This is a genomic window from Nitratireductor sp. ZSWI3 (assembly GCF_024655565.1).
Taxonomy (GTDB): Bacteria; Pseudomonadota; Alphaproteobacteria; order Rhizobiales; family Rhizobiaceae; genus Nitratireductor.
This window is the reverse complement of sequence record NZ_JANKOF010000023.1, coordinates 24,041-43,222: the sequence shown is the minus strand read 5'-3', so window position 1 is coordinate 43,222 and position 19,182 is coordinate 24,041. Positions and strand designations below refer to the sequence as shown.

At 64.0% G+C, this 19,182-nt stretch carries 12 protein-coding genes; 8 read left to right on the top strand and 4 right to left on the bottom strand.

Features of this window, described 5'->3' with window-relative positions; genetic code table 11:
• Positions 1–116 precede the first annotated feature (116 nt).
• Complete coding sequence (locus tag NUU27_RS09895) at positions 117–3,365, bottom strand: DUF3971 domain-containing protein (RefSeq protein WP_257761933.1); 3,249 nt, start codon at positions 3,363–3,365, stop codon at positions 117–119.
• A gap of 215 nt (positions 3,366–3,580) precedes the next feature.
• Here NUU27_RS09895 and NUU27_RS09890 point away from each other — a divergent pair, with 215 nt between their 5' ends.
• Both NUU27_RS09890 and NUU27_RS09885 read left to right on the top strand, forming a co-directional pair.
• Positions 3,581–4,060: a peroxiredoxin gene (locus tag NUU27_RS09890; protein ID WP_257761932.1), complete on the top strand. Its 480-nt coding sequence runs from the start codon at positions 3,581–3,583 to the stop codon at positions 4,058–4,060.
• Between the two features lie 187 nt (positions 4,061–4,247).
• Positions 4,248–5,555, top strand: coding sequence for a M23 family metallopeptidase (locus NUU27_RS09885; protein ID WP_257761931.1), 1,308 nt, complete (start codon positions 4,248–4,250; stop codon positions 5,553–5,555).
• A 72-nt stretch (positions 5,556–5,627) separates the two neighbouring features.
• On the opposite strand, the gene prfB is transcribed toward NUU27_RS09885, so the two are convergent.
• The 3 genes from prfB to NUU27_RS09870 all read right to left on the bottom strand — a co-directional run bounded on the left by prfB (position 5,628) and on the right by NUU27_RS09870 (position 10,963).
• Positions 5,628–6,759, bottom strand: a protein-coding gene (prfB, locus tag NUU27_RS09880; protein ID WP_257761930.1) for a peptide chain release factor 2 whose coding sequence is annotated in 2 segments (ribosomal slippage) — positions 5,628–6,689 and positions 6,691–6,759 — 1,131 coding nt in all. Because the reading frame shifts where the segments join, the coding sequence is not laid out codon by codon here.
• A gap of 114 nt (positions 6,760–6,873) precedes the next feature.
• Entirely contained in the window at positions 6,874–9,330 is a 2,457-nt protein-coding gene (locus NUU27_RS09875) for a penicillin-binding protein 1A (protein WP_257761929.1), read from the bottom strand.
• A gap of 424 nt (positions 9,331–9,754) precedes the next feature.
• The gene (locus NUU27_RS09870; protein ID WP_374566295.1) at positions 9,755–10,963 is read right to left on the bottom strand and encodes an N-acetylmuramoyl-L-alanine amidase; all 1,209 of its coding nucleotides are present in this window, start codon (positions 10,961–10,963) and stop codon (positions 9,755–9,757) included.
• A 646-nt stretch (positions 10,964–11,609) separates the two neighbouring features.
• On the opposite strand from NUU27_RS09870, the gene NUU27_RS09865 reads away from it, so the two are divergent.
• The 6 genes from NUU27_RS09865 (at position 11,610) to accC (ending at position 19,159) form a co-directional block, all read left to right on the top strand.
• Positions 11,610–14,285, top strand: a complete 2,676-nt coding sequence (locus NUU27_RS09865; RefSeq protein WP_257761927.1) for a ribonuclease E/G — start codon at positions 11,610–11,612, stop codon at positions 14,283–14,285.
• Positions 14,286–14,466: 181 nt separating this feature from the next.
• Positions 14,467–15,864 (top strand): M48 family metalloprotease, encoded by a 1,398-nt coding sequence (locus tag NUU27_RS09860; RefSeq protein WP_257761926.1) that lies wholly within the window; start codon positions 14,467–14,469, stop codon positions 15,862–15,864.
• Between the two features lie 63 nt (positions 15,865–15,927).
• The gene (locus NUU27_RS09855; protein ID WP_257761925.1) at positions 15,928–16,719 is read left to right on the top strand and encodes a DsbA family protein; all 792 of its coding nucleotides are present in this window, start codon (positions 15,928–15,930) and stop codon (positions 16,717–16,719) included.
• A gap of 141 nt (positions 16,720–16,860) precedes the next feature.
• The gene (aroQ, locus tag NUU27_RS09850; RefSeq protein ID WP_257761924.1) at positions 16,861–17,304 is read left to right on the top strand and encodes a type II 3-dehydroquinate dehydratase; all 444 of its coding nucleotides are present in this window, start codon (positions 16,861–16,863) and stop codon (positions 17,302–17,304) included.
• A 21-nt stretch (positions 17,305–17,325) separates the two neighbouring features.
• A complete protein-coding gene (gene accB / locus NUU27_RS09845; protein WP_257761923.1) occupies positions 17,326–17,799 on the top strand; it encodes an acetyl-CoA carboxylase biotin carboxyl carrier protein in 474 nt (157 codons plus the stop codon).
• A gap of 16 nt (positions 17,800–17,815) precedes the next feature.
• Positions 17,816–19,159 carry an acetyl-CoA carboxylase biotin carboxylase subunit gene (accC, locus tag NUU27_RS09840; protein ID WP_257761922.1) on the top strand — a complete coding sequence of 448 codons (1,344 nt, stop codon included), beginning with the start codon at positions 17,816–17,818 and terminating at the stop codon, positions 19,157–19,159.
• Positions 19,160–19,182: the final 23 nt, after the last annotated feature.

The window sequence follows — 19,182 nt, the reverse complement described above, 5'->3', positions numbered from 1 at the left end:
TGTCCGGGCCGTGCCTATAGCATTTTGCAGTCAGGTGGAATCACCTGACGTTCGCATAAATGCGGAAAAACAATGAGATAGAGCGCGCCAGCGTTTCCATGAAACTATGAACCGCTCTAACGATATTCGAAAATCTGCCGGAAGATGCCCGGGGCGATCGCCGAGATCGGGTTCACCTCGAGCTGAGGGCTGTCGAGCTTGCCCATCAGGCGGTAGGTGATGCCGATCAGGCCGCGGTCGCGGCCATTTCCCAAAATCTCGCCAAAGAGCGGGATCTCGCCAAAAATCCGGTTCAGCCCGTATAGCGGCATGAAAGTACCGGTGATGGAAATGTTGTCGTTTTCATCGAACAGCAGGCCCTGGAACGTCGTGCCGATCAGCGGCCCGCGCAACACCCCGTTCTGCAGTTCAAGACTGCCGCCGGACTTGTGGATGTTGGCGTAGCCGCGGTCGAAGCGCACGCGGCTCACGTCCACCTGGCTGTCATCGCCCGTCTCCGTCGCGGCAACAAGGGACCTCAGGCGCGGCTCGTTGACGATGAAAAAGTCCTGCGCCGCGACGGATCCCGACAAGGTCCGGCCGTTCTCGCGAAGGGCGACCCGCATCTGCCCGCCCTCCATGTTCGGATAGAAATCGAGGAACCGCATGATGGCGCCGGCGTCGTTCGAGTTCGCGCCGATCGTCCCGCCGTTGCGCGAGAGCGTCATGGTGCCGCCGTTGTGGGTGGTTGCGGAGGTCTCGAGGCGGCCGGAACTCCGCCCGTCGCTGACATAGGTCAGCGAGACGTCGCGCAACACCTCTCCGCTGAAGCCGGACAGCCTGGTGAGCTTGGCGTTCAGCTCGACGCCGACCGAACCGCCTCCTCCGGCATCGCCGGCATCGGCCTGCGTGCCCAGATACTGCTTGATCACCGAGCGCGCATCGAAAGCGGCGCCGCGCATCGAGATTGCATAGGCCTTCGCCTTCCGCTCGATGGTGATCGTGAAATCGTCCCCGCGGTTGAGGCGGGCGCCGTCGAAGCGCGCAAAGGCAAGCTCGCCATTGGCGATCGTCAGGCGGCCGCTGGCGGCAAACGTCTGGCCCTCGAGATTGAAATCGCGCAGAGCGATCTCGTTCTCCTTCTGCTCCATCACGAACGAAGCCGATGCCGGGATGCCCGTGCCCTTGCGCCAGTTCATCCAGGGCAGCATGAGCTCTGCCGCGTCGAGCTTGACGCTGATCTTCCTCAGTCCGTTTTCGAGCTCCTCGTATCTGACCTCGCTCGTCCCGGCCACGATGTCGTCGAGGCCCGGCAGGATCCTGCGCCGCGCCTTGTCGTCGAGGGTCAGGGTGACGTTGCGGCGCTTTTGCGCCTTGTTCTGGCCAAGAGGCTCGACGAGGTCGAGTTTGGCCGGCACACCGTTCAGCTTGGCCGAAGCGGAGATGTCCGCCTTTTCGGGCTCGATGACGGCCACGCCCTTTGCATCGGTGATCGTCTGTCCGTCGAAAGGCTTCGACAAGGAGAGGTTCTCGTAGTCGAGCGCGACGCGCCAGCGCAGCATGTCACGCGGGATCCCGTTGCTCAAAGGGATATCCGCCGCGACATGCGCCTTGACGTCGCCGCTCACCTCCTTCGGCTTCAGGCCGATGACGCTCGACACGTCGATCGGCTCGTAGGACGCGAGTTCCACGACCGCCGGCGCCTCGCCGGCCACGTCGATCTCCAGCTTGCCTATTCGCGGACGGATGTGAGCGTTGCGGATCTTCAGCGTTCCCTGGCTGGCGGCGACCGTCCGTCCGCTCGGCATGTAGACGGTGCCCGAATCGATGAAGACGTCGACGTCGGCCCCCTGGAACTTGACCATGCCGATGCCGTCCCTGACCGGCGGGATGTGACCGGCAATGTCGAAGCGGGCATTGGCGACCCGGAACTCGCCACTGACCTCGTCGTTGTCCAGCGGCTGGCCGTTGCCAAGGCGCCCCGGCGGCACGCGCAAACGCAGGTTGCCCTCCGTGACCCGTCCGCCGAACAGGTTGGAAAGCACCCAGTTGCGAGCACCAGGTGCGGCAAACCATGGCCAGAACTGCTTGACTTCATTGGTCGGCAGATCGCTCGCATAGACGGCAAGGGACAGGCCGGGAGACTTGCCCGCCTCGAGTGTGACCGCCGCGCTTGCCGACACCTGTCCGGCCGCGGTGACGATGCGGACCGCATCCCCGACGATGCGGCCGCCGGCCGGCTCGATGCGCCCCGTCACGCGGGCGGCAAAAGAAACGTCCGCTTCCGGTGAATCGGCGGCCGCCACGATCGATCTGCGGCTCATCAGATCAAAGCTGTAGATCGGCGGGCCCTCGCCGTCGCGGTCCTGCAGCCCCAGGCTGCCGACGAAATTAAAGAGCGACCTGCCCACCGACAGATTTGCCCGGCTGATCGTGATCGCATCGGCCGCATCGTCGACTTTGGCGCTCAGGTTTCCGGTGGCCGACAGGGTGCCGTCCTCGCCGAGACCGATGGCGGCATCTTCGAAACGCAGATCCAGGGCCAGGCTTCCCTTGCCGGCTTCCGTTTCGGCGCCTTCCAGCGACAGCCTCAGAGCACCGAGCTTCTGGCCGCGCTCGGCCCCATCGTCGCGTCCGCCGATCGCCGCATCGAGAAAACCGGCGCGCGGCAATTCCAGGGCAACCGAAAGCGACCGTATCGGCCCGTCCCTGACCGGGCGCAGAGCCTGTCCCGTTACCGCGACAGCTCGTCCGCCGACATGCACCGTGCCGTCGAAATCCAGCTTTCCGGCCGGCGCAACCGAAGCGCGCAGATCGACGGTCGCCCGCCGCGTCGGATTGTCGGCCGCGACCAGTTCGACGTCGCGCAGCGTGATGTAGCGTGTGCCGGCCCGCTCCGCCGCGGCATAGGCGCGCCGCAGACCGCTGAAGACATGCTGCGGCAGCATGCCGGGCTCGACCGGCCGGGCCCAGAAAGGATCGTCCGGGGAGGTTTCGGATCGATTGGAAAGACGCGCCAGATCGATGCGTGCGCCCTCGATCTCCACGCTGCCGACCTCGATCCGTCCGCTCAGCAGCGGCCAAAGCTTGAAACCGAAGCGCAAGGCATCCGCCTCGATCAGCGTGTCGCCCGTTTCCGCCCTGTCGAGATCGAGCTTCCTGACTTCCAGCGCGACGAGGCTGCGGTCGCTCAGAACGAGGCGCAGCTCTTCCATGTCGGCCTTGACCGCAAACCCCGCAAATGACGTGAGCGCCTTCTGCGCCGCGGCCTGCAACCGCTCCTGTCCGATCGCCCCCACCCCGACGAACTGAACCGCGAGGATCAGTGCGGCAAGAAGAAGGCCGATGCCCACGACGATGGAGAGCGACCGACGGCACCAACGCACGAAAAGGGACCGCCGCAGCGCATTGCGGACGCACCCTCGGGACGACGGGAATTTTTCGAGAGCCGCTATGTCTCCGCGCCTGAACCTGACCTTTCTGTGTGATGCGCCGTTTTGATCCACACCCAATTCCGTTAATGCACGCGAGCCATGGACGAATCCACTCCCACCATTATATCTCTGCGTCCAATCGCCTATCCACAAACAGGGGAAAGAAAATGACCGAACCCGTCAAAGGAAGCGAAGCGCCTGACTTTTCCCTGCCGAGCGATGGCGGCGGAAACATCAAACTATCCGACTTTCGCGGCAAGATCGTCGTACTTTTCTGTTACCCCAAGGATGATACGAGCGGCTGCACGGCCGAAGCGGTCGACTTTTCGGCGCTGAAGCCCGAGTTCGACAAGGCGGGTGCCGTGATCGTCGGCCTGTCGCCGGACAGCCCCAAGAGCCACGACAAGTTCAAGACCAAGCATGAGCTTAGCGTCGCCCTTGCCTCGGACCAGGAGAAGGAAGCCCTGCAGGCCTACGGCGTGTGGGTCGAGAAGAGCATGTATGGCCGCAAATACATGGGCGTGGAACGCTCCACCTTCCTCATCGACAAGCAGGGCAGGATCGCGGAGGCCTGGCGCAAGGTGAAGGTGCCGGGTCACGCCGATGCGGTCCTCAAGGCCGTGAAAACCCTCGCCGAAAAAGGCTGACCCATAATGGTTTGTGGACTGACTTATCGAGACAGACGGATACTATCTGTCTCGGTCAGACCACTGGCGGTACAAGGCGCGCAGGCTGCCGGTTCGGGCAGAACGATTATGCTGCGAAGGGCTTTGTTAACCCTAATCAAGTGTAATCGAAATCGACCTTCTCTCTATTGTCTGGAAGTTCGATCTCGTGCAGCAGCCACAGCAATCCGCGGTTTTCGGAACACGAAAAGAGCCTCATACGGTCATCATAGCGCGCGGCGACTCGATACGGCATTTCACCGTGCGGCCGTGGGGTGTGGCTCTTGCCGGCGCGGCGCTTGCCTGTCTGGTGACCGGCTACCTTCTCGCCACCACATACCTGGTCCTGCGCGACGATCTCATCGGAGCGAGCGTGGCGCGGCAGGCGCGCGTGCAGCAGGCCTACGAGGACCGCATTTCGGCCTTGCGGGCCCAGCTCGACCGGGTCACCAGCCGGCAGATCCTCGACCAGCAGTTCATGCAGGAAAAGGTCGGTGAACTGATCGCGCGGCAAGATGCGCTCACCGAGCGGCGCAGCCGCCTCGGGCCGATCCTCGATCGCCACGGCGGCGAGAGCGCTGAGAGCGGCAAGCCGCTGCCCACGCCGCGCCCCGACGTGAAGGCCGATGCTTCTTCCGAGATCGACAGGACGGCAACCGGGAGCACCATCGCATCGGCCTTCGCTCCCGTTCCGGCGGACACGGTGCGCTGGCCCCTGCGCGAGGGCGTGTCGGGCGAAGTCGCGAGCCTGTCTCAGGCAGACAGGACCGACAGGCTGTTCGTTCAACTGAACAAGGCGCTGGCGTCGATCGAAGCCGAGCAGATGAACAATGTGAAGACGCTCGCCGAAGACGCCTACAGGACCGCAAGCGCGATCGCCGACGCCCTCGAAGAGACCGGCATCGCCATCGACGAGAATTACGGGGAGCAGGATATAGGCGGCCCGCTGCTGGTGGCGGCGGATCCAGGCAGCGACATGTTCGAGGACCAAGTCCGCGAGCTCGACGATGCCCTGTCGAAGCTCAATACGGTCAAGCGCAAGGCGGGCGCCCTGCCTCTGGCAAACCCGGCCCCCGGCGCCCGCGTATCGAGCACCTTCGGCACGCGGCGCGACCCCTTCCTGGGTCGTCCGGCGCATCACACCGGGGTCGATTTCCGCGCCCAGCGCGGAACCGCGGTTCATGCAACCGGAGCCGGGACCGTCATCAAGGCCGGCTGGAACGGCGGCTACGGGCGCATGGTCGAAATCGACCATGGCGACGGCCTGACCAGCCGCTACGCGCATATGAGCAGGATTCTGGTCCGTGAAGGACAGGCGGTTTCGGCGGGAACGGTGGTCGGCAAGGTCGGCTCGACCGGGCGCTCCACCGGGCCGCATCTGCATTACGAGGTCCGCAATTCGGGGACGGCCGTCAACCCGTCGCGCTTCCTCTCCGCCGGGCGAAGGATCGCCGGCTACATGAAGGCGAGCCGCTGAGCCGCCGGCCGCCGGATTCCGCGTTTCATCCCAGTATCCCGGCGCCGGGTGTTCCCATCCGGCGCCGAAACATCAAGTAAGGTCTTGAACCTCGCCGGCGTCGGCGCCATGCACGCGCTGCGAAAGCGAAGCCTCCATGAAGGCGTCGAGCTCGCCATCGAGCACGTCTTGCGGGCTGGTGCTCTCGACGCCGGTGCGCAGGTCCTTCACCAGCTGATAGGGCTGCAGCACGTATGAACGGATCTGATGGCCCCAGCCGATGTCGGTCTTGGCCGCTTCCGTGGCGTTGGCCGCATCCTCGCGCTTCTTCAGTTCCTCCTCATAGAGGCGTGCGCGCAGCATATCCCAGGCGGTTGCCCGGTTCTTGTGCTGCGAGCGTTCCTTCTGGCACTGGACCACGATGCCCGAGGGGATGTGCGTGATGCGGACGGCGGAATCGGTCGTGTTGACGTGCTGGCCGCCGGCGCCGGACGCGCGATAGGTGTCGATGCGCACCTCGGACTCTGGAATGTCGATCTCGATCGTGTCATCGACGACCGGATAAACCCAGGCGCTGGCAAACGAGGTGTGGCGGCGCGCATTGCTGTCGAAGGGCGAGATGCGAACCAGGCGGTGCACGCCCGATTCCGTCTTCAGCCATCCATAGGCGTTGCGCCCCTTGATCTGCAGCGTCGCCGACTTGATGCCCGCCTCCTCGCCGTCGTGCATTTCCAGCACATCGACCTTCATGCCGTGGCGCTCCGCCCAGCGCGTGTACATGCGCAGGAGCATCTGTGCCCAGTCCTGGCTTTCCGTGCCGCCGGCGCCCGCATGAACTTCGAGATAAGTGTCGTTGCCGTCGGCTTCGCCGGACAGCAGCGTCTCCACCTGGCGCGCCGCGATTTCCTCGCCAAGCGCCTTCAAGGCGGCCTCGGCCTCGCGCACGACCCCTTCGTCGCCTTCCTCCTCGCCCAGCTCTATGAGGCCGATATTGTCCTCGAGCCCCTGGGTGAGCGCGCGAACCCCGGTGATGCCGTCCTCCAGCATCTGCCGTTCGCGCATGAGCTTCTGCGCCTCCTGCGGATCGTTCCACAGATCCGCTTCCTCGGCGCGTGCGTTGAGGTAGTCGAGCCGCTTTACCGCTTCATCCCAGTCAAAGATGCCTCCTCAGCAGGCTTATGGCCTGCTTGATTTCGTCGACAAGATTTTCGGTTTCCGCACGCATGGCAGATAGACACCTCGGATTGAAAGGATTGCTGTGGGTCAGCCTATGAATCGGCCCGGAACATAGGGAGCATGCCGGCCCGTGTAAAGCGGGCATGCCCCCGTCGTTACACGATCAGTAGAGCCCGCCGGCACCCGAATTGACGGCGCGGTTGGCCTGCGGCGAGATCGCGCGGGGGCCGCCGGCGTTCTCCAGATCTTCCATACCGATCACCCAATAGCTGTCGGCAGGGCCGGTGCCCGGCTTGAACGCCTCCATGATCACGCCGGGCTGGCCGGCACTGGCCTGCATGCCCGTCTTGCGGTCGATCGGGATGATCTTCATTCCCTCGGGAACCTGGAAGTCGACCGGGCGCATGTCCTTCAGCGCGTTGGCCATGAACTCCTTGAAGATCGGGGCAGCCAGGCCACCGCCCGTCGAGCCGTGGCCCATGGGGCGCGGCGTGTCGTATCCCATGAAGACGCCGACCACGATGTCCGGCGTGTAGCCGATGAACCAGGCGTCCTTCTCGTCGTTGGTGGTGCCGGTCTTGCCGGCGATCGGCCGGCCCAGCTCGGAGATCGTCACTGCCGTGCCGCGCTGCACCACGCCCTGCATCATGGAGGTGATCTGGTAGGCCGTCATGGGATCGAGCACCTGCTCGCGATCATTGATCACCTCGGGTTCGCCCTGCCCTTCCCATTCGCTGGCGACACAGGCGTCGCACTCGCGCCGGTCGTGCTTGTAGACGGTCTTGCCGTAGCGGTCCTGGATGCGGTCGATCAACGACGGGGTGATCTGCTTGCCGCCATTCGCCATCACCGCATAAGCCGATACCATACGCATCACCGTCGTCTCGCCGGAGCCCAACGACATGGCAAGCACGGGCAACATCTTGTCGTAGATGCCGAAATGCTCGGCATATTCTGCAACGACGTTCATGCCCATGTCCTTGGCGAGGCGCACGGTCATGAGGTTCCTGGAACGCTCGATGCCGGCGCGCAAGGTCGACGGTCCCGCGAACTTTCCGCCGTAGTTCTTCGGCTCCCACACGTCGTTGCCGACCTGGATAGAGATCGGCGCATCAAGAACCACCGAGGCCGGCGTGTATCCATTGTCGAGCGCGGCCGCATAAACGATGGGCTTGAACGAGGAACCGGGCTGGCGATAGGCCTGCGTGGCGCGATTGAACTGCGATTCGGCATAGGAGAACCCGCCGACCATGGCCAGCACACGGCCGGTATGCGGATCCATGGCAACCAGCGCGCCGCCGATCTCGGGAACCTGGCGCAAGGTCCACGAGCGTTCCGTATCCGCCTTCTTCTCGACGAACACGACGTCGCCCGGCTTCAGCACCTCCTCTGGCGCGTTCGCCTTGAGGCGCTTGCCGTCCACCACGTGGCGCATCGCCCAGCGCATGTCCTCGGCGGCGATGATTCCCGTCTGCCGGGTCTTGGAAAGCTCTCCCGAGACGTCGCGGTCGGGGCGCAATCCGATGGAGATGCTGCCGTCTTCCGTTCCCAGAACCACGGCCAGTTGCCATTCAGGAACGTCGCTCAGGGCCTCGACCTCGCCAAGCGGCACGCCCCAGTCCCCCGACACGTCGATCGTCGTGACGGGACCGCGGAAACCGCGCAGCGTGTCGTAGCGCAGCAGACCGTTCTGCAGCGCCGTGCGCGCATAAAGCTGCAGCTTCGGATCGAGCGTCGTGCGGACCGACAGGCCGCCTTCGTAGAGTGCGTCCTCGCCGTAACGCGAGATGATGTCGCGCCGCACCTCCTCGGTGAAATATTCGCCGGCGAACAGATAGCTCCCGCGCCGGCGCGGCTTGACCTCGAGACCCGTGGCCTTTGCCTTTTCGCCCTCGTCCTCCGTCGCATAGCCGTTGGCGACCATCTGGTCGATCACCCAGTTGCGGCGCTCGATGGCGCGCTGCGTGTTGCGGAAGGGATGATAGTTGGACGGCCCCTTCGGCAACGACGCAAGATAGGCGGACTCGGCCAGTGTCAGTTCGTTCACCGACTTGTCGTAGTAGGTGAGCGCCGCGCCGGCGATACCGTAGGCGCCGAGGCCGAAAAAGATCTCGTTGAGATAAAGCTCGAGGATGCGATCCTTGGAATAGGCCTGCTCGATGCGGAAGGCGAGCACCATCTCCTTGATCTTGCGCTGCATGGTCTGGTCGGAACTGAGCAGGAAGTTCTTCGCCACCTGCTGCGTGATCGTCGAGGCGCCGACGGGCCGGCGGCCGGATCCGAAATTGCGCATGTTGGTGAGCACGGCGCGCATCAGGCCGGTCACGTCGACACCGGGATGGGTGTAGAAATTCTTGTCTTCTGCCGAGAGGAACGCAGCCTTGACGCGGTCGGGAATCGCCTGGATCGGCAGGTAAAGGCGCCGCTCGCGGGCGAACTCGGCCATCAGCGCGCCGTCGGTGGCATGAATGCGCGTCGTCACCGGCGGCTCGTATTTCGCCAAAACCTCATAGTCGGGCAGATCCTTCGTCAGATCACCGACATAGATGGCAACGCCCGCCGCAACCAGCAGCGCAAGCACGATGCCGACGCCAAAGAAATACCCGATCAGACGTATCATGCCCGCTCCAATTCAAGCCTCGCGCGTTCTGGCCGGCCACGGCGAACGCTGCAAGGGTCGTCCTCATCTTTCGCAGGTGCCGCACCGCCAACAGCCGGACCGCCCCCGAATGCGCTTTCGCCGCGCCAGCGCATAGGCCTGCTCCTGCCGGACCGCTGTCGCACCATGGCGCTTTTCGCGCAACCGCAGGCACGACCGACAAACTGTCCGACAAATCTATCACTACTGTTTTTGCCCGAGCCTTGTGGGCAAATTGCGGCGACTGAATCGCACATGAAATGCTTCGTCATTAAACCACGCGACGTTGCAGACATGCAACGCTGGAGCGTCGTGCGTCACAAAGGACGCGCTGTCTTTTTGATTTTCGCATTTGTGCGGACGTCAGGCGTTGCGCCTGACCGCAAAATGCTCCGCCGTCTCCCCGTCAACCACCTGCCCCCACCCGCGCCTTGGCGAAATAGCCTATGGCGGTGACGATCGCATCCATGGTCCTGGATCGCCATTCGGGATCCCGCAATTGCGCTTCGTCGCTTGGATTCGACAAATAACCGAGTTCCAACAGGACGGACGGTATGTCGGGGGCCCGCAGGACGCGGAAACCCGCATAGCGATGGGGGTTTCTCACCATGTGCAGCGTATCCGACAACTCGCCCACCAGAGTTCGCGCGAAGCGTATGGAGAAAGCGTGCGTCTCGCGCCGGATGAGGTCGACCAGGATGTCCTCGACTTCGTCCTTCTCTTCCTCGATGACCTTGCCGGCGATCGCGTCCGACAGGTTTTCGCGCGCGGCGGTGGCCGCGGCGGCGGCATCTGACGCCTTGTCGGACACGGTGTAGACCGTGGCGCCACGCATGCTGCCGATGCCGATCGCATCGGCATGGATGGAGACGAACAGGTCCGCCCCCTTCTCCCGCGCGATCCGGACACGCTCGTCCAGCCGCAGGAAACGATCCTTGTCCCGCGTCAGGACGACGTCGTAGAGCTTTGTCTCTTCCAGCTTTTTCGCCAGTTCCATCGCGAAGATCAGGGTGATGGTTTTTTCGACGGTGCCGTTGATGCCCCGGGCACCGCCGTCGGCGCCGCCATGGCCGGGATCGAGGGCGACGGTGAAGCGCTTGTCGCGCGCCGGCCCGCCGTCAGCCGAGGCCTGCCTGGCAGAGATCCCCATGCTCGCACGCAGCGCCATGTCGAAATCGTCCGTCGACGCCGCCCGCAGTTCCACGATGACGCGGTATCCCTCGGAAGCCTCGTTCTTGACGGTCTCCACCGTCTCGACCGAGAAGGGGCCGGCCATCATGAACAGGATGCGCGCCCGCCCGGTGCCCAGCGGGCCGTACTGCACGCCGTTCACGAGCCCGCGCGGCTCGAGTTCCTGCGGATCGAAGGCGAATTCGGCCGCCGGCAGATCGAGGACCAGCCGATAGGGGTCGCGCAGAAGGAACCAGTTCACCTCGGGCGCCCGATCAAAATGCATGACGATGCGGGTATATTGGCTGTCGCCCGCCATCTTGTAGCCATGGGCCTTGAGCGGCGGCTCGGCCGACACCCCCTCGACAACCAGGAGGATCATGCAGAAGAGAGCGGCGAAAAGGATCGCTGGCTTGTGCAAAACCGCATTTCCCCGGTGAATCATGAGCAACTTCGCCGCATCAAGGGCCTTCGGAACGGCAGGAAACAACCGCCCGCCTCCCGAATCATTCGCAAATGGATGCGCCCGTTTTGCGACGCCGGACCATGATAGGCAAACAGCCAAGGCACGGCAAACCGCGCTTCTTCGATCACCCTCTCGCGACCCGGCATTGAAATCAGGGTTGCCAATGGATTTGTCAAATCATAAAAGCATCATTGAATCATCGCGCTATTCGTCCGCGGTTTGAGTCCCAGCCGACACCGGCGATGAGTGATGGAAACCATCTCAGCCGCCGCAAACCAGCACGGGCGGTGATTCAGAGGAATTTCTCAGGGCACCTTCCCACGATGGAAGCTCTGACTTTGGAAAACGGCCGGGCAATGCCCGCGCCGGCTCGCTGTGAGCAAAAGCTGGCCCGCTCCTCGGGCCTTGGTTGAAACGGTTCTGCCGGGCGATGTAATGGCTTCAGGCGCGATTGGGAAAAGATCCGGACGACAACACACCGCATCGACGGTGTTCCGGTCTTCTTTCGCGCGGCCGCCAACGCTGGCGAACCTCAGATTATCCGGCACAGACTGTCGAAACGGATTGAGGCGAGCCTCACATGCCGCAGCCCGACAATCGTTCGGTGCCGGGGAGACAAGAATTTATGCCGAACAAAATGCTGATAGACGCCTCCCATCCGGAGGAAACAAGGGTCGTCGTCCTTCGCGGTAACCGCATCGAAGAATTCGATTTCGAATCGCAAGACAAGAAACAACTTCGGGGAAACATCTACCTGGCGCGCGTGACGCGCGTGGAGCCTTCTCTGCAGGCCGCCTTCGTCGAATACGGCGGCAACAGGCATGGTTTCCTGGCGTTCAGTGAAATCCATCCCGACTACTACCAGATCCCGGTGGCCGACCGTCAGGCGCTGATCGAGGCCGAGGCGCAGGAAGCCCAGGCCGAGGAGGAGGACGAGGAGAAGGAAGCGCGCTCCAAGCAGAAGGGCGGACGCAAGCGCCGGCGCGCCAACGCCAAGAAACCTGCGAAGAAGGGCGACCAGTCGAACGACGAGAACGATGCCGAAGGCGTCGATCTCGATGCCGGCGAGACAACGGCGGCCATGGCTGCTGAAGCGGCCGGCGAGACCATTTCGGAAGAGCTGCGCGGCCGCGGCTCCCACGCCGACGACAATGAGGCCGAGGAGGAAGACGTCGACACGGTCGGCGCCGAGGATGCGCTCGACGAGGCGCAGAACCGCCGTCGCCCCATGCGCAAGAACTACAAGATCCAGGAAGTTATCAAGCGGCGCCAGATCCTTCTGGTGCAAGTGGTCAAGGAAGAGCGCGGCAACAAGGGCGCGGCCCTGACGACCTACCTTTCGCTGGCCGGGCGCTATTCGGTGCTGATGCCCAACACGGCGCGCGGCGGCGGGATCTCGCGCAAGATCACCAATGTCCAGGACCGCAAGCGTCTGAAGGACGTGGTGCGCCATCTGGAAGTTCCCGACGGCATGGGTGTCATCCTGCGCACGGCGGGCGCCAACCGCACCAAGGCGGAGATCAAGCGCGACTACGACTACCTGATGCGGCTCTGGGAGAAGGTGCGCACCCTCACCCTGGAATCGACTGCTCCGGCCCTGGTCTATGAGGAAGGCAGCCTCATCAAGCGGTCTGTCAGGGACCTCTACAACAAGGACATCGACGAGATCCTGGTGGCCGGCGAAGACGGCTATCGCGAAGCCAAGGACTTCATGCGCATGCTGATGCCGAGCCACGCCAAGGTGGTTCAGCCCTATCGCGAGGTCACGCCGATCTTTGCCGGAAACGGCATCGAGGCCCAGCTCGACCGCATGCTGCAACCGCAGGTGACGCTGAAATCCGGCGGGTACATCATCATCAACCAGACGGAAGCGCTGGTGGCGATCGACGTCAACTCGGGCCGCTCGACGAAGGAACACTCGATCGAGGACACCGCGCTGCAGACGAACCTGGAAGCGGCCGAGGAAGTGGCCCGCCAGCTCCGCCTGCGGGATATGGCGGGCCTGATTGTCATCGACTTCATCGACATGGAAGAGAACCGCAACAATCGTGCGGTGGAGAAGCGCCTCAAGGACTGCCTGAAGAACGATCGCGCCCGCATTCAGGTGGGCCGGATCTCGCATTTCGGCCTGCTGGAGATGTCACGCCAGCGCATTCGGGCGAGCGTGCTGGAAAGCACCATGCAGCCCTGCCCCCATTGCGGCGGGACCGGCCAGATCCGCTCCGAATCCTCCGTTGCGCTTTATGTCGCCCGCTCGATCGAAGAGTATCTTCTCAAGGATTCGCGCAACGACATCGTGGTGCGCACCCCGTCCTCCACGGCGCTCTATCTGCTCAACCAGAAGCGCGCCAACCTGATCGAGATGGAGGGCCGTTTCGGGGTTTCCATCATGGTCGAGGCCGATGACGAGGTCGGCCACCAGCACTTCGCCATTGTCAAACGCCAGCTGGCAGACAAGTCCGCACACGCGCCCGTCGAGGCTCCCGTGGCCATACCGGTCGAGGCGGAAGAGGATGTCGCGCCGACCGCTGCCGACGGTGGCGAAGGCGAAGGCGAGGACGGCGATTCCCGCAAGCGCCGGCGCCGGCGCAAGCGGCGCGGCGGTCGCAACCGCGGCGGCAACGGCGCTGCGGCCCACGGCGAGGCCCAGAGCGAGGCTTTCCAGGACGAGCAGACCGCCCAGGACGCCGACACCGCCGAGGCTGAAACCGAGACCGAAGCAGCGCTGGCATCCGAAGACGCCGAGGCAGCCGGCAATGGTGACCGCAAGAAGCGGCATCGCGGCAAGCGCGGCGGACGCCGCAATCGCCGGGAGGAGCAGTCCGACGAAGCTTCGGCCACCGCCGAAGAGGATGGCGCGGAAGCCGCAAGCGAGCCGGTGGCGATAGCCCAGGAGGCTCCGGCCGAGACGGCGACCGCGGAAATCGCGCCCGCCGAGGAGGACGAGGCTCCGGCCCCCGCCTCCGTGGTTGCCGAAAAAGAGGCTCCGGCGGAAGAAAAGCCCGCCAAGAAACCGCGCCGCCGCGCCCGCAAGAGCACGGCCAAGGACGAAGAGGCCCCCGCTCCGGAAAGCGCCGCGGCCGCGCAGGCGGAGGCCGAAGAGCCTGCTGCCCCGGTCGAGGCGGCGCCCGCCGAGGAGCCGGAAGCCGCGCCCAAGAAGCGGCCCAGCAGGCGCAAGGCCGCAAAGAGCGAAGACGAGGCCGCGGCCAAGCTCGAGCCGGTGGTCGTCTCGTCCTCGGAACCGGAGAAAACCGATGCGCCCCGCAAGACCGGCTGGTGGCAGCGCAAGGGGTTCTTCTGAGCCGTCACCTGAAGATCGGCATAGACTTTCACAAGAAAAGCCGGCGCAATGCGCCGGCTTTTTGCTTCAAGAGGAAGCTGGACGCACCGGTCACCGCAGAAACCATGGACCGATCAAAACTCTATGATCGGTCCGCGTTTGGCCTTCCCATCGCCTTTATGCTCGTCTACCAATCTCAGCCATGTTTGCAGAACGCTTCATATCAGGCGCCGTGTCGACACGCATTGCTGCGTTGCTTCTGATCACCGCGCACTTCGTGGTCCTTTCGGTGCCTCCGGCAGCCGCACAGCGACGCGTTGCCGTGGTGCGCGACGCGGAGATCGAGGCGCTGGTCCTCGACTATGCACAGCCGATCCTCAAGGCGGCGGGCCTGTCCCGCTCGGGGATCGACATCATCCTCGTCAACAACCGCAGCTTCAACGCTTTCGTCGCCGGACGACGCATCTTCATCCATACCGGCACGCTGATGGAGGCGGAGACGCCGAACGAGATCATCGGTGTCATCGCGCACGAGACGGGGCATATCGCCGGCGGTCATCAGGAGCGGCTGCGCCAGCAGATCGAGCGCGCGCAGACCATGGCGGTCGTCTCCGCACTGCTGGGCATCGGCGCCGGCGTTGCGGGCGCCGCCTCGAAGACGAGCGGGCTGGCCCAGGCCGGCGTCGGCCTTGCCGCCGGCGGTGCCGAGATGGCCCGTCGCGGCCTGCTGGGCTACCAGCGCTCGGAAGAGGCCACCGCCGACCGCACCGCGATCGATTACCTCAACAAGACCGGGCAGTCCGCGAAGGGCATGCTGACCACCTTCGAGCGGCTGGCCGGTGGCCTGGCGCTGGCGGGCGTCAACGTCGATCCCTACCAGATCAGCCATCCGCTGCCGCGCGAGCGGATCGCCAACCTTGAGGAACTGGCGCGCAAGAGCCGCTATTTCGACCGCAAGGACCCGCCCGAGCTGCAGTTGCGGCACGACATGATGCGGGCCAAGATCGCCGCCTATACCGAGGGAGCGAACGCGGCTTCGCGCCTGTTCCGGAGCGATCCGGGCGGCATCCCCGCCCGCTACGGCAGTGCCATCGCAACCTATCTCTACGGAAACCCGCGCGATGCCTTGAAGAAGGCGGACGCACTGATAGCGGCCCTGCCGCGCAATCCCTACCTCCACGAGCTGCGCGGCGACATCCTGATCAAGCTCAACCGGGCAGAAGACGGCGCAAATGCCTATGCGAAGGCGCTTTCCCTGGCTCCTGGAACGCCCGGCCTCCTGCAGGTGGGATATGGCCAGGCGCTCATGGCGACCGGCAAGCCGGACCTCGTCAGGAAGGCTGCCTCCGAGCTGCAGACCGGCCTGTCCCGAGAGCCGGAATTCGCCAACGGCTATCGCTATCTCGCCCAGGCTTACGGGCAGTTGGGCGACGTCGCCGCCGCCGAGCTTGCGACCGCCGAAGGCCATTTCCACTCCGGCCAGTACAGGGATGCCAAGCTGTTTGCGATCCGCGCCCAGAAAAGGCTGAAACCGGGGTCTCCGGGCTGGCTGCGGGCGCAGGACATCATCCAGTACAAGCAGCCCGGTGAGCGGTCGTGAACCTTTTTGGAACACAAGACACTGACACTTGAACCCCGCGACGTCCACGAATTGGAACCGACCATGCAATTTCTCCGAAAAACCGGCGTACTCCTGACGGCCAGCGCGCTGCTGCTGGCCCCCTTGCCGGGTGTTGCCCCCGCATTCGCCGAAAGCAGCGGGGCGTCCGCAGCGGCCGACACCGACCGCGCCGCCGTGCAACAGATCGTTCGGGATTATCTGCTCCAGAATCCCGAGATCCTGCTCGAGATGCAGGACGCCCTCGAGAAAAAACAGCGCGAAGAGCAGGAGGTGGCACAGCGCCAGGTTCTGGAGAAGCAGAGCGACGCCATCTTCAACAGCGAGTTCGACGGCATCTTCGGCAATCCCGAAGCCCCGATCACGGTGGTCGAGTTCTTCGACTACAATTGCGGCTTCTGCAAGCGCGCGCTGGGCGACATGCAGGCGCTGGTCGAAGAAAACGACGACGTGCGGTTCGTCTTGAAGGAATTCCCGATCCTTTCGCCGGAATCCCGCGACGCCCATGTGGTCTCGATGGCCGTCCATGCGATCGCGCCGGAGAAATACGCTGAATTCCACGAGAAGCTGCTCGGCGGCGAGACGCGCGCCAATGGCGACGTGGCCATGAAGATCGCGACCGGAATCGGCGTCGATGAGGCGAAATTGCGTGCCGAGATGGGCGACCCCAGCATCCAGCAGCGTTTCGCCAAGACCTATGAGCTTGCCAATCAGCTCGCGGTCACCGGCACGCCGGCCTATGTGATCGGCAAGAATGTCGTCTTCGGAGCGCTCGGAAAGAACGCCCTTCTGGAAAAGATCGAGGAGGCGCGAGCCTGTCTCGACACGCAATGCTGAGATAAACGGACGATTGGGGGCGGCGGCGCGAGCTGCCAGCCCTTTGTGGACAGCGAAAGAAGCCCCTTGCGATCTTTGCGGCACGGTCTAAGCCCTCTATAGAGGAGCTTGGAAGGGCGCCGGATGGGGCCAAGGGGACCTATGGCTAAGACAGTCTTCATTCTGAACGGACCCAATCTCAACGCGCTCGGCAAACGGGAACCGGGAATTTACGGTTCCCTCTCGCTGGCGGGGATCGAAGAGTCCTGCACCCGCAGGGCCGCGGAGTTGGGTTTCGAGATCGTTTTCCGCCAGTCCAACCACGAGGGTGACCTGGTCGATTGGATACACGAGGCCGGCGACAAGGCGGTGGGCGTCGTCATCAATCCGGGTGCCTACGGGCACACCTCGATCGCCTTGCATGATGCCGTGCGGGCGGTCAGCCCCCTTCCCGTGATCGAAGTGCACATATCAAACATTCACGCTCGCGAGTCCTTCCGCCATGTCTCGATGATCGCGCCTGCCGCGAAAGGGATGATTTGCGGTTTGGGCGCAATCGGTTATGTACTCGCGCTTGACGCGCTCGCCGCCCACTTGCAGGGCTGAGAAAAAAAGCAGGACGAAAACATGTCAACAAAGAAGACGGGAATCGATCAGCAGCTCATTCGTGAGCTTGCAGCGATCCTGAATGAGACGCACCTGACCGAGATCGAGGTCGAGCAGGACGAACTGCGCATCCGGGTTTCCAAGCAGGCCGCGGCGGCTGCCATGCAGGCCTATGCGCCGCCCGCTGCCGCACCGACCCCCGCCGCGCAATCGGCCGCCCCCCGCGCCGTGGAAGAGAAGGCGGCGAGCCAGGCGGATTCGAAGAATGCCGTCCCCTCGCCCATGGTCGGCACGGCTTACAAATCTCCCGCACCCGGCGCCAACCCGTTCATCGAGGTGGGCCAGCCGGTGAAGGAAGGGCAGACCCTGCTCATCATCGAAGCGATGAAGACCATGAACCAGATCCCGGCGCCGCGCTCCGGAACCGTAACGGCAATCCTCTTCGAGGATGCCCAGCCGGTCGAGTATGGCGAGCCGCTGGTCGTGATCGAATAGCCCGGGACCGCCGCGCATGTTTCACAAGATCCTCATCGCCAATCGCGGCGAAATCGCACTACGCGTCCTGCGCGCCGCAAAGGAACTCGGCATTCAGACCGTCGCCGTGCATTCCACCGCCGATGCCGACGCGATGCATGTGCGGCTGGCCGACGAGAGCGTCTGCATCGGACCGCCCCCCTCTCGCGACAGCTATCTGAACATCCATCAGATCCTTGCCGCCTGCGAGATCACGGGAGCCGACGCGATCCACCCCGGCTACGGCTTTCTTTCCGAGAACGCCAAGTTCGCCGACATACTGGCCGCACACAACATCACCTTCATCGGCCCCTCGGCTGATCATATCCGCATCATGGGCGACAAGATCACCGCCAAGAGAACGGCGCGCGACCTCGGCATTCCCGTCGTCCCCGGCTCCGACGGCGCGGTGACCGACGACCGCGACGCCAAGCGCATCGCCGCCGAGATCGGCTATCCGGTTCTCATCAAGGCGTCGGCCGGCGGCGGCGGCCGCGGCATGAAGGTGGCGCGCACGGAAGCGGATCTTTCGGAAGCGCTCTCCACGGCGCGCAGCGAAGCCGGCGCGGCCTTTGGCGACGATGCGGTCTACATCGAGAAATATCTCGAAAAGCCCCGCCACATCGAGGTTCAGGTGATGGGCGACGGCGCCGGCAACGCGATCCATCTGGGCGAGCGCGACTGCTCGCTGCAGCGTCGCCACCAGAAGGTCTGGGAAGAAGCAAACTCCCCGGCGCTGAATGTCGAGCAGCGCATGAAGATCGGCGAGACGGTGGCCACGGCCATGGCCGATCTCGGCTATTCGGGCGCCGGAACCATCGAGTTCCTCTACGAGAACGGCGAGTTCTATTTCATCGAGATGAACACGCGCCTGCAGGTGGAGCATCCGGTGACCGAAGCCATCACTGGCATCGATTTGGTGCACGAACAGATCCGCGTGGCCTCCGGCGGCGGTCTGTCGTCGAGCCAGGGGGACGTGCGCTTCGAGGGCCATGCCATCGAGTGCCGCATCAATGCCGAGGATCCCAGAACCTTCACGCCCTCGCCGGGCACGATCAGCCATTTCCACACGCCGGGCGGGCTTGGCGTGCGCGTCGATTCGGGCGTTTATTCCGGCTACCGCATACCGCCCTACTACGACAGCCTGATCGGCAAGCTGATCGTGCATGGGCGCAACCGCGTCGAATGCATGATGCGCCTGCGCCGCGCGCTCGACGAGTTTGTCGTCGACGGCATCAAGACGACGCTGCCGCTGTTCCAGGATCTGGTGGGCAATCCTGACATCGCCAACGGCGACTATGACATCCACTGGCTGGAGAACTACCTGGCGAAGGGACACTGACACCCTCGCCCGGTCGTTGTTCG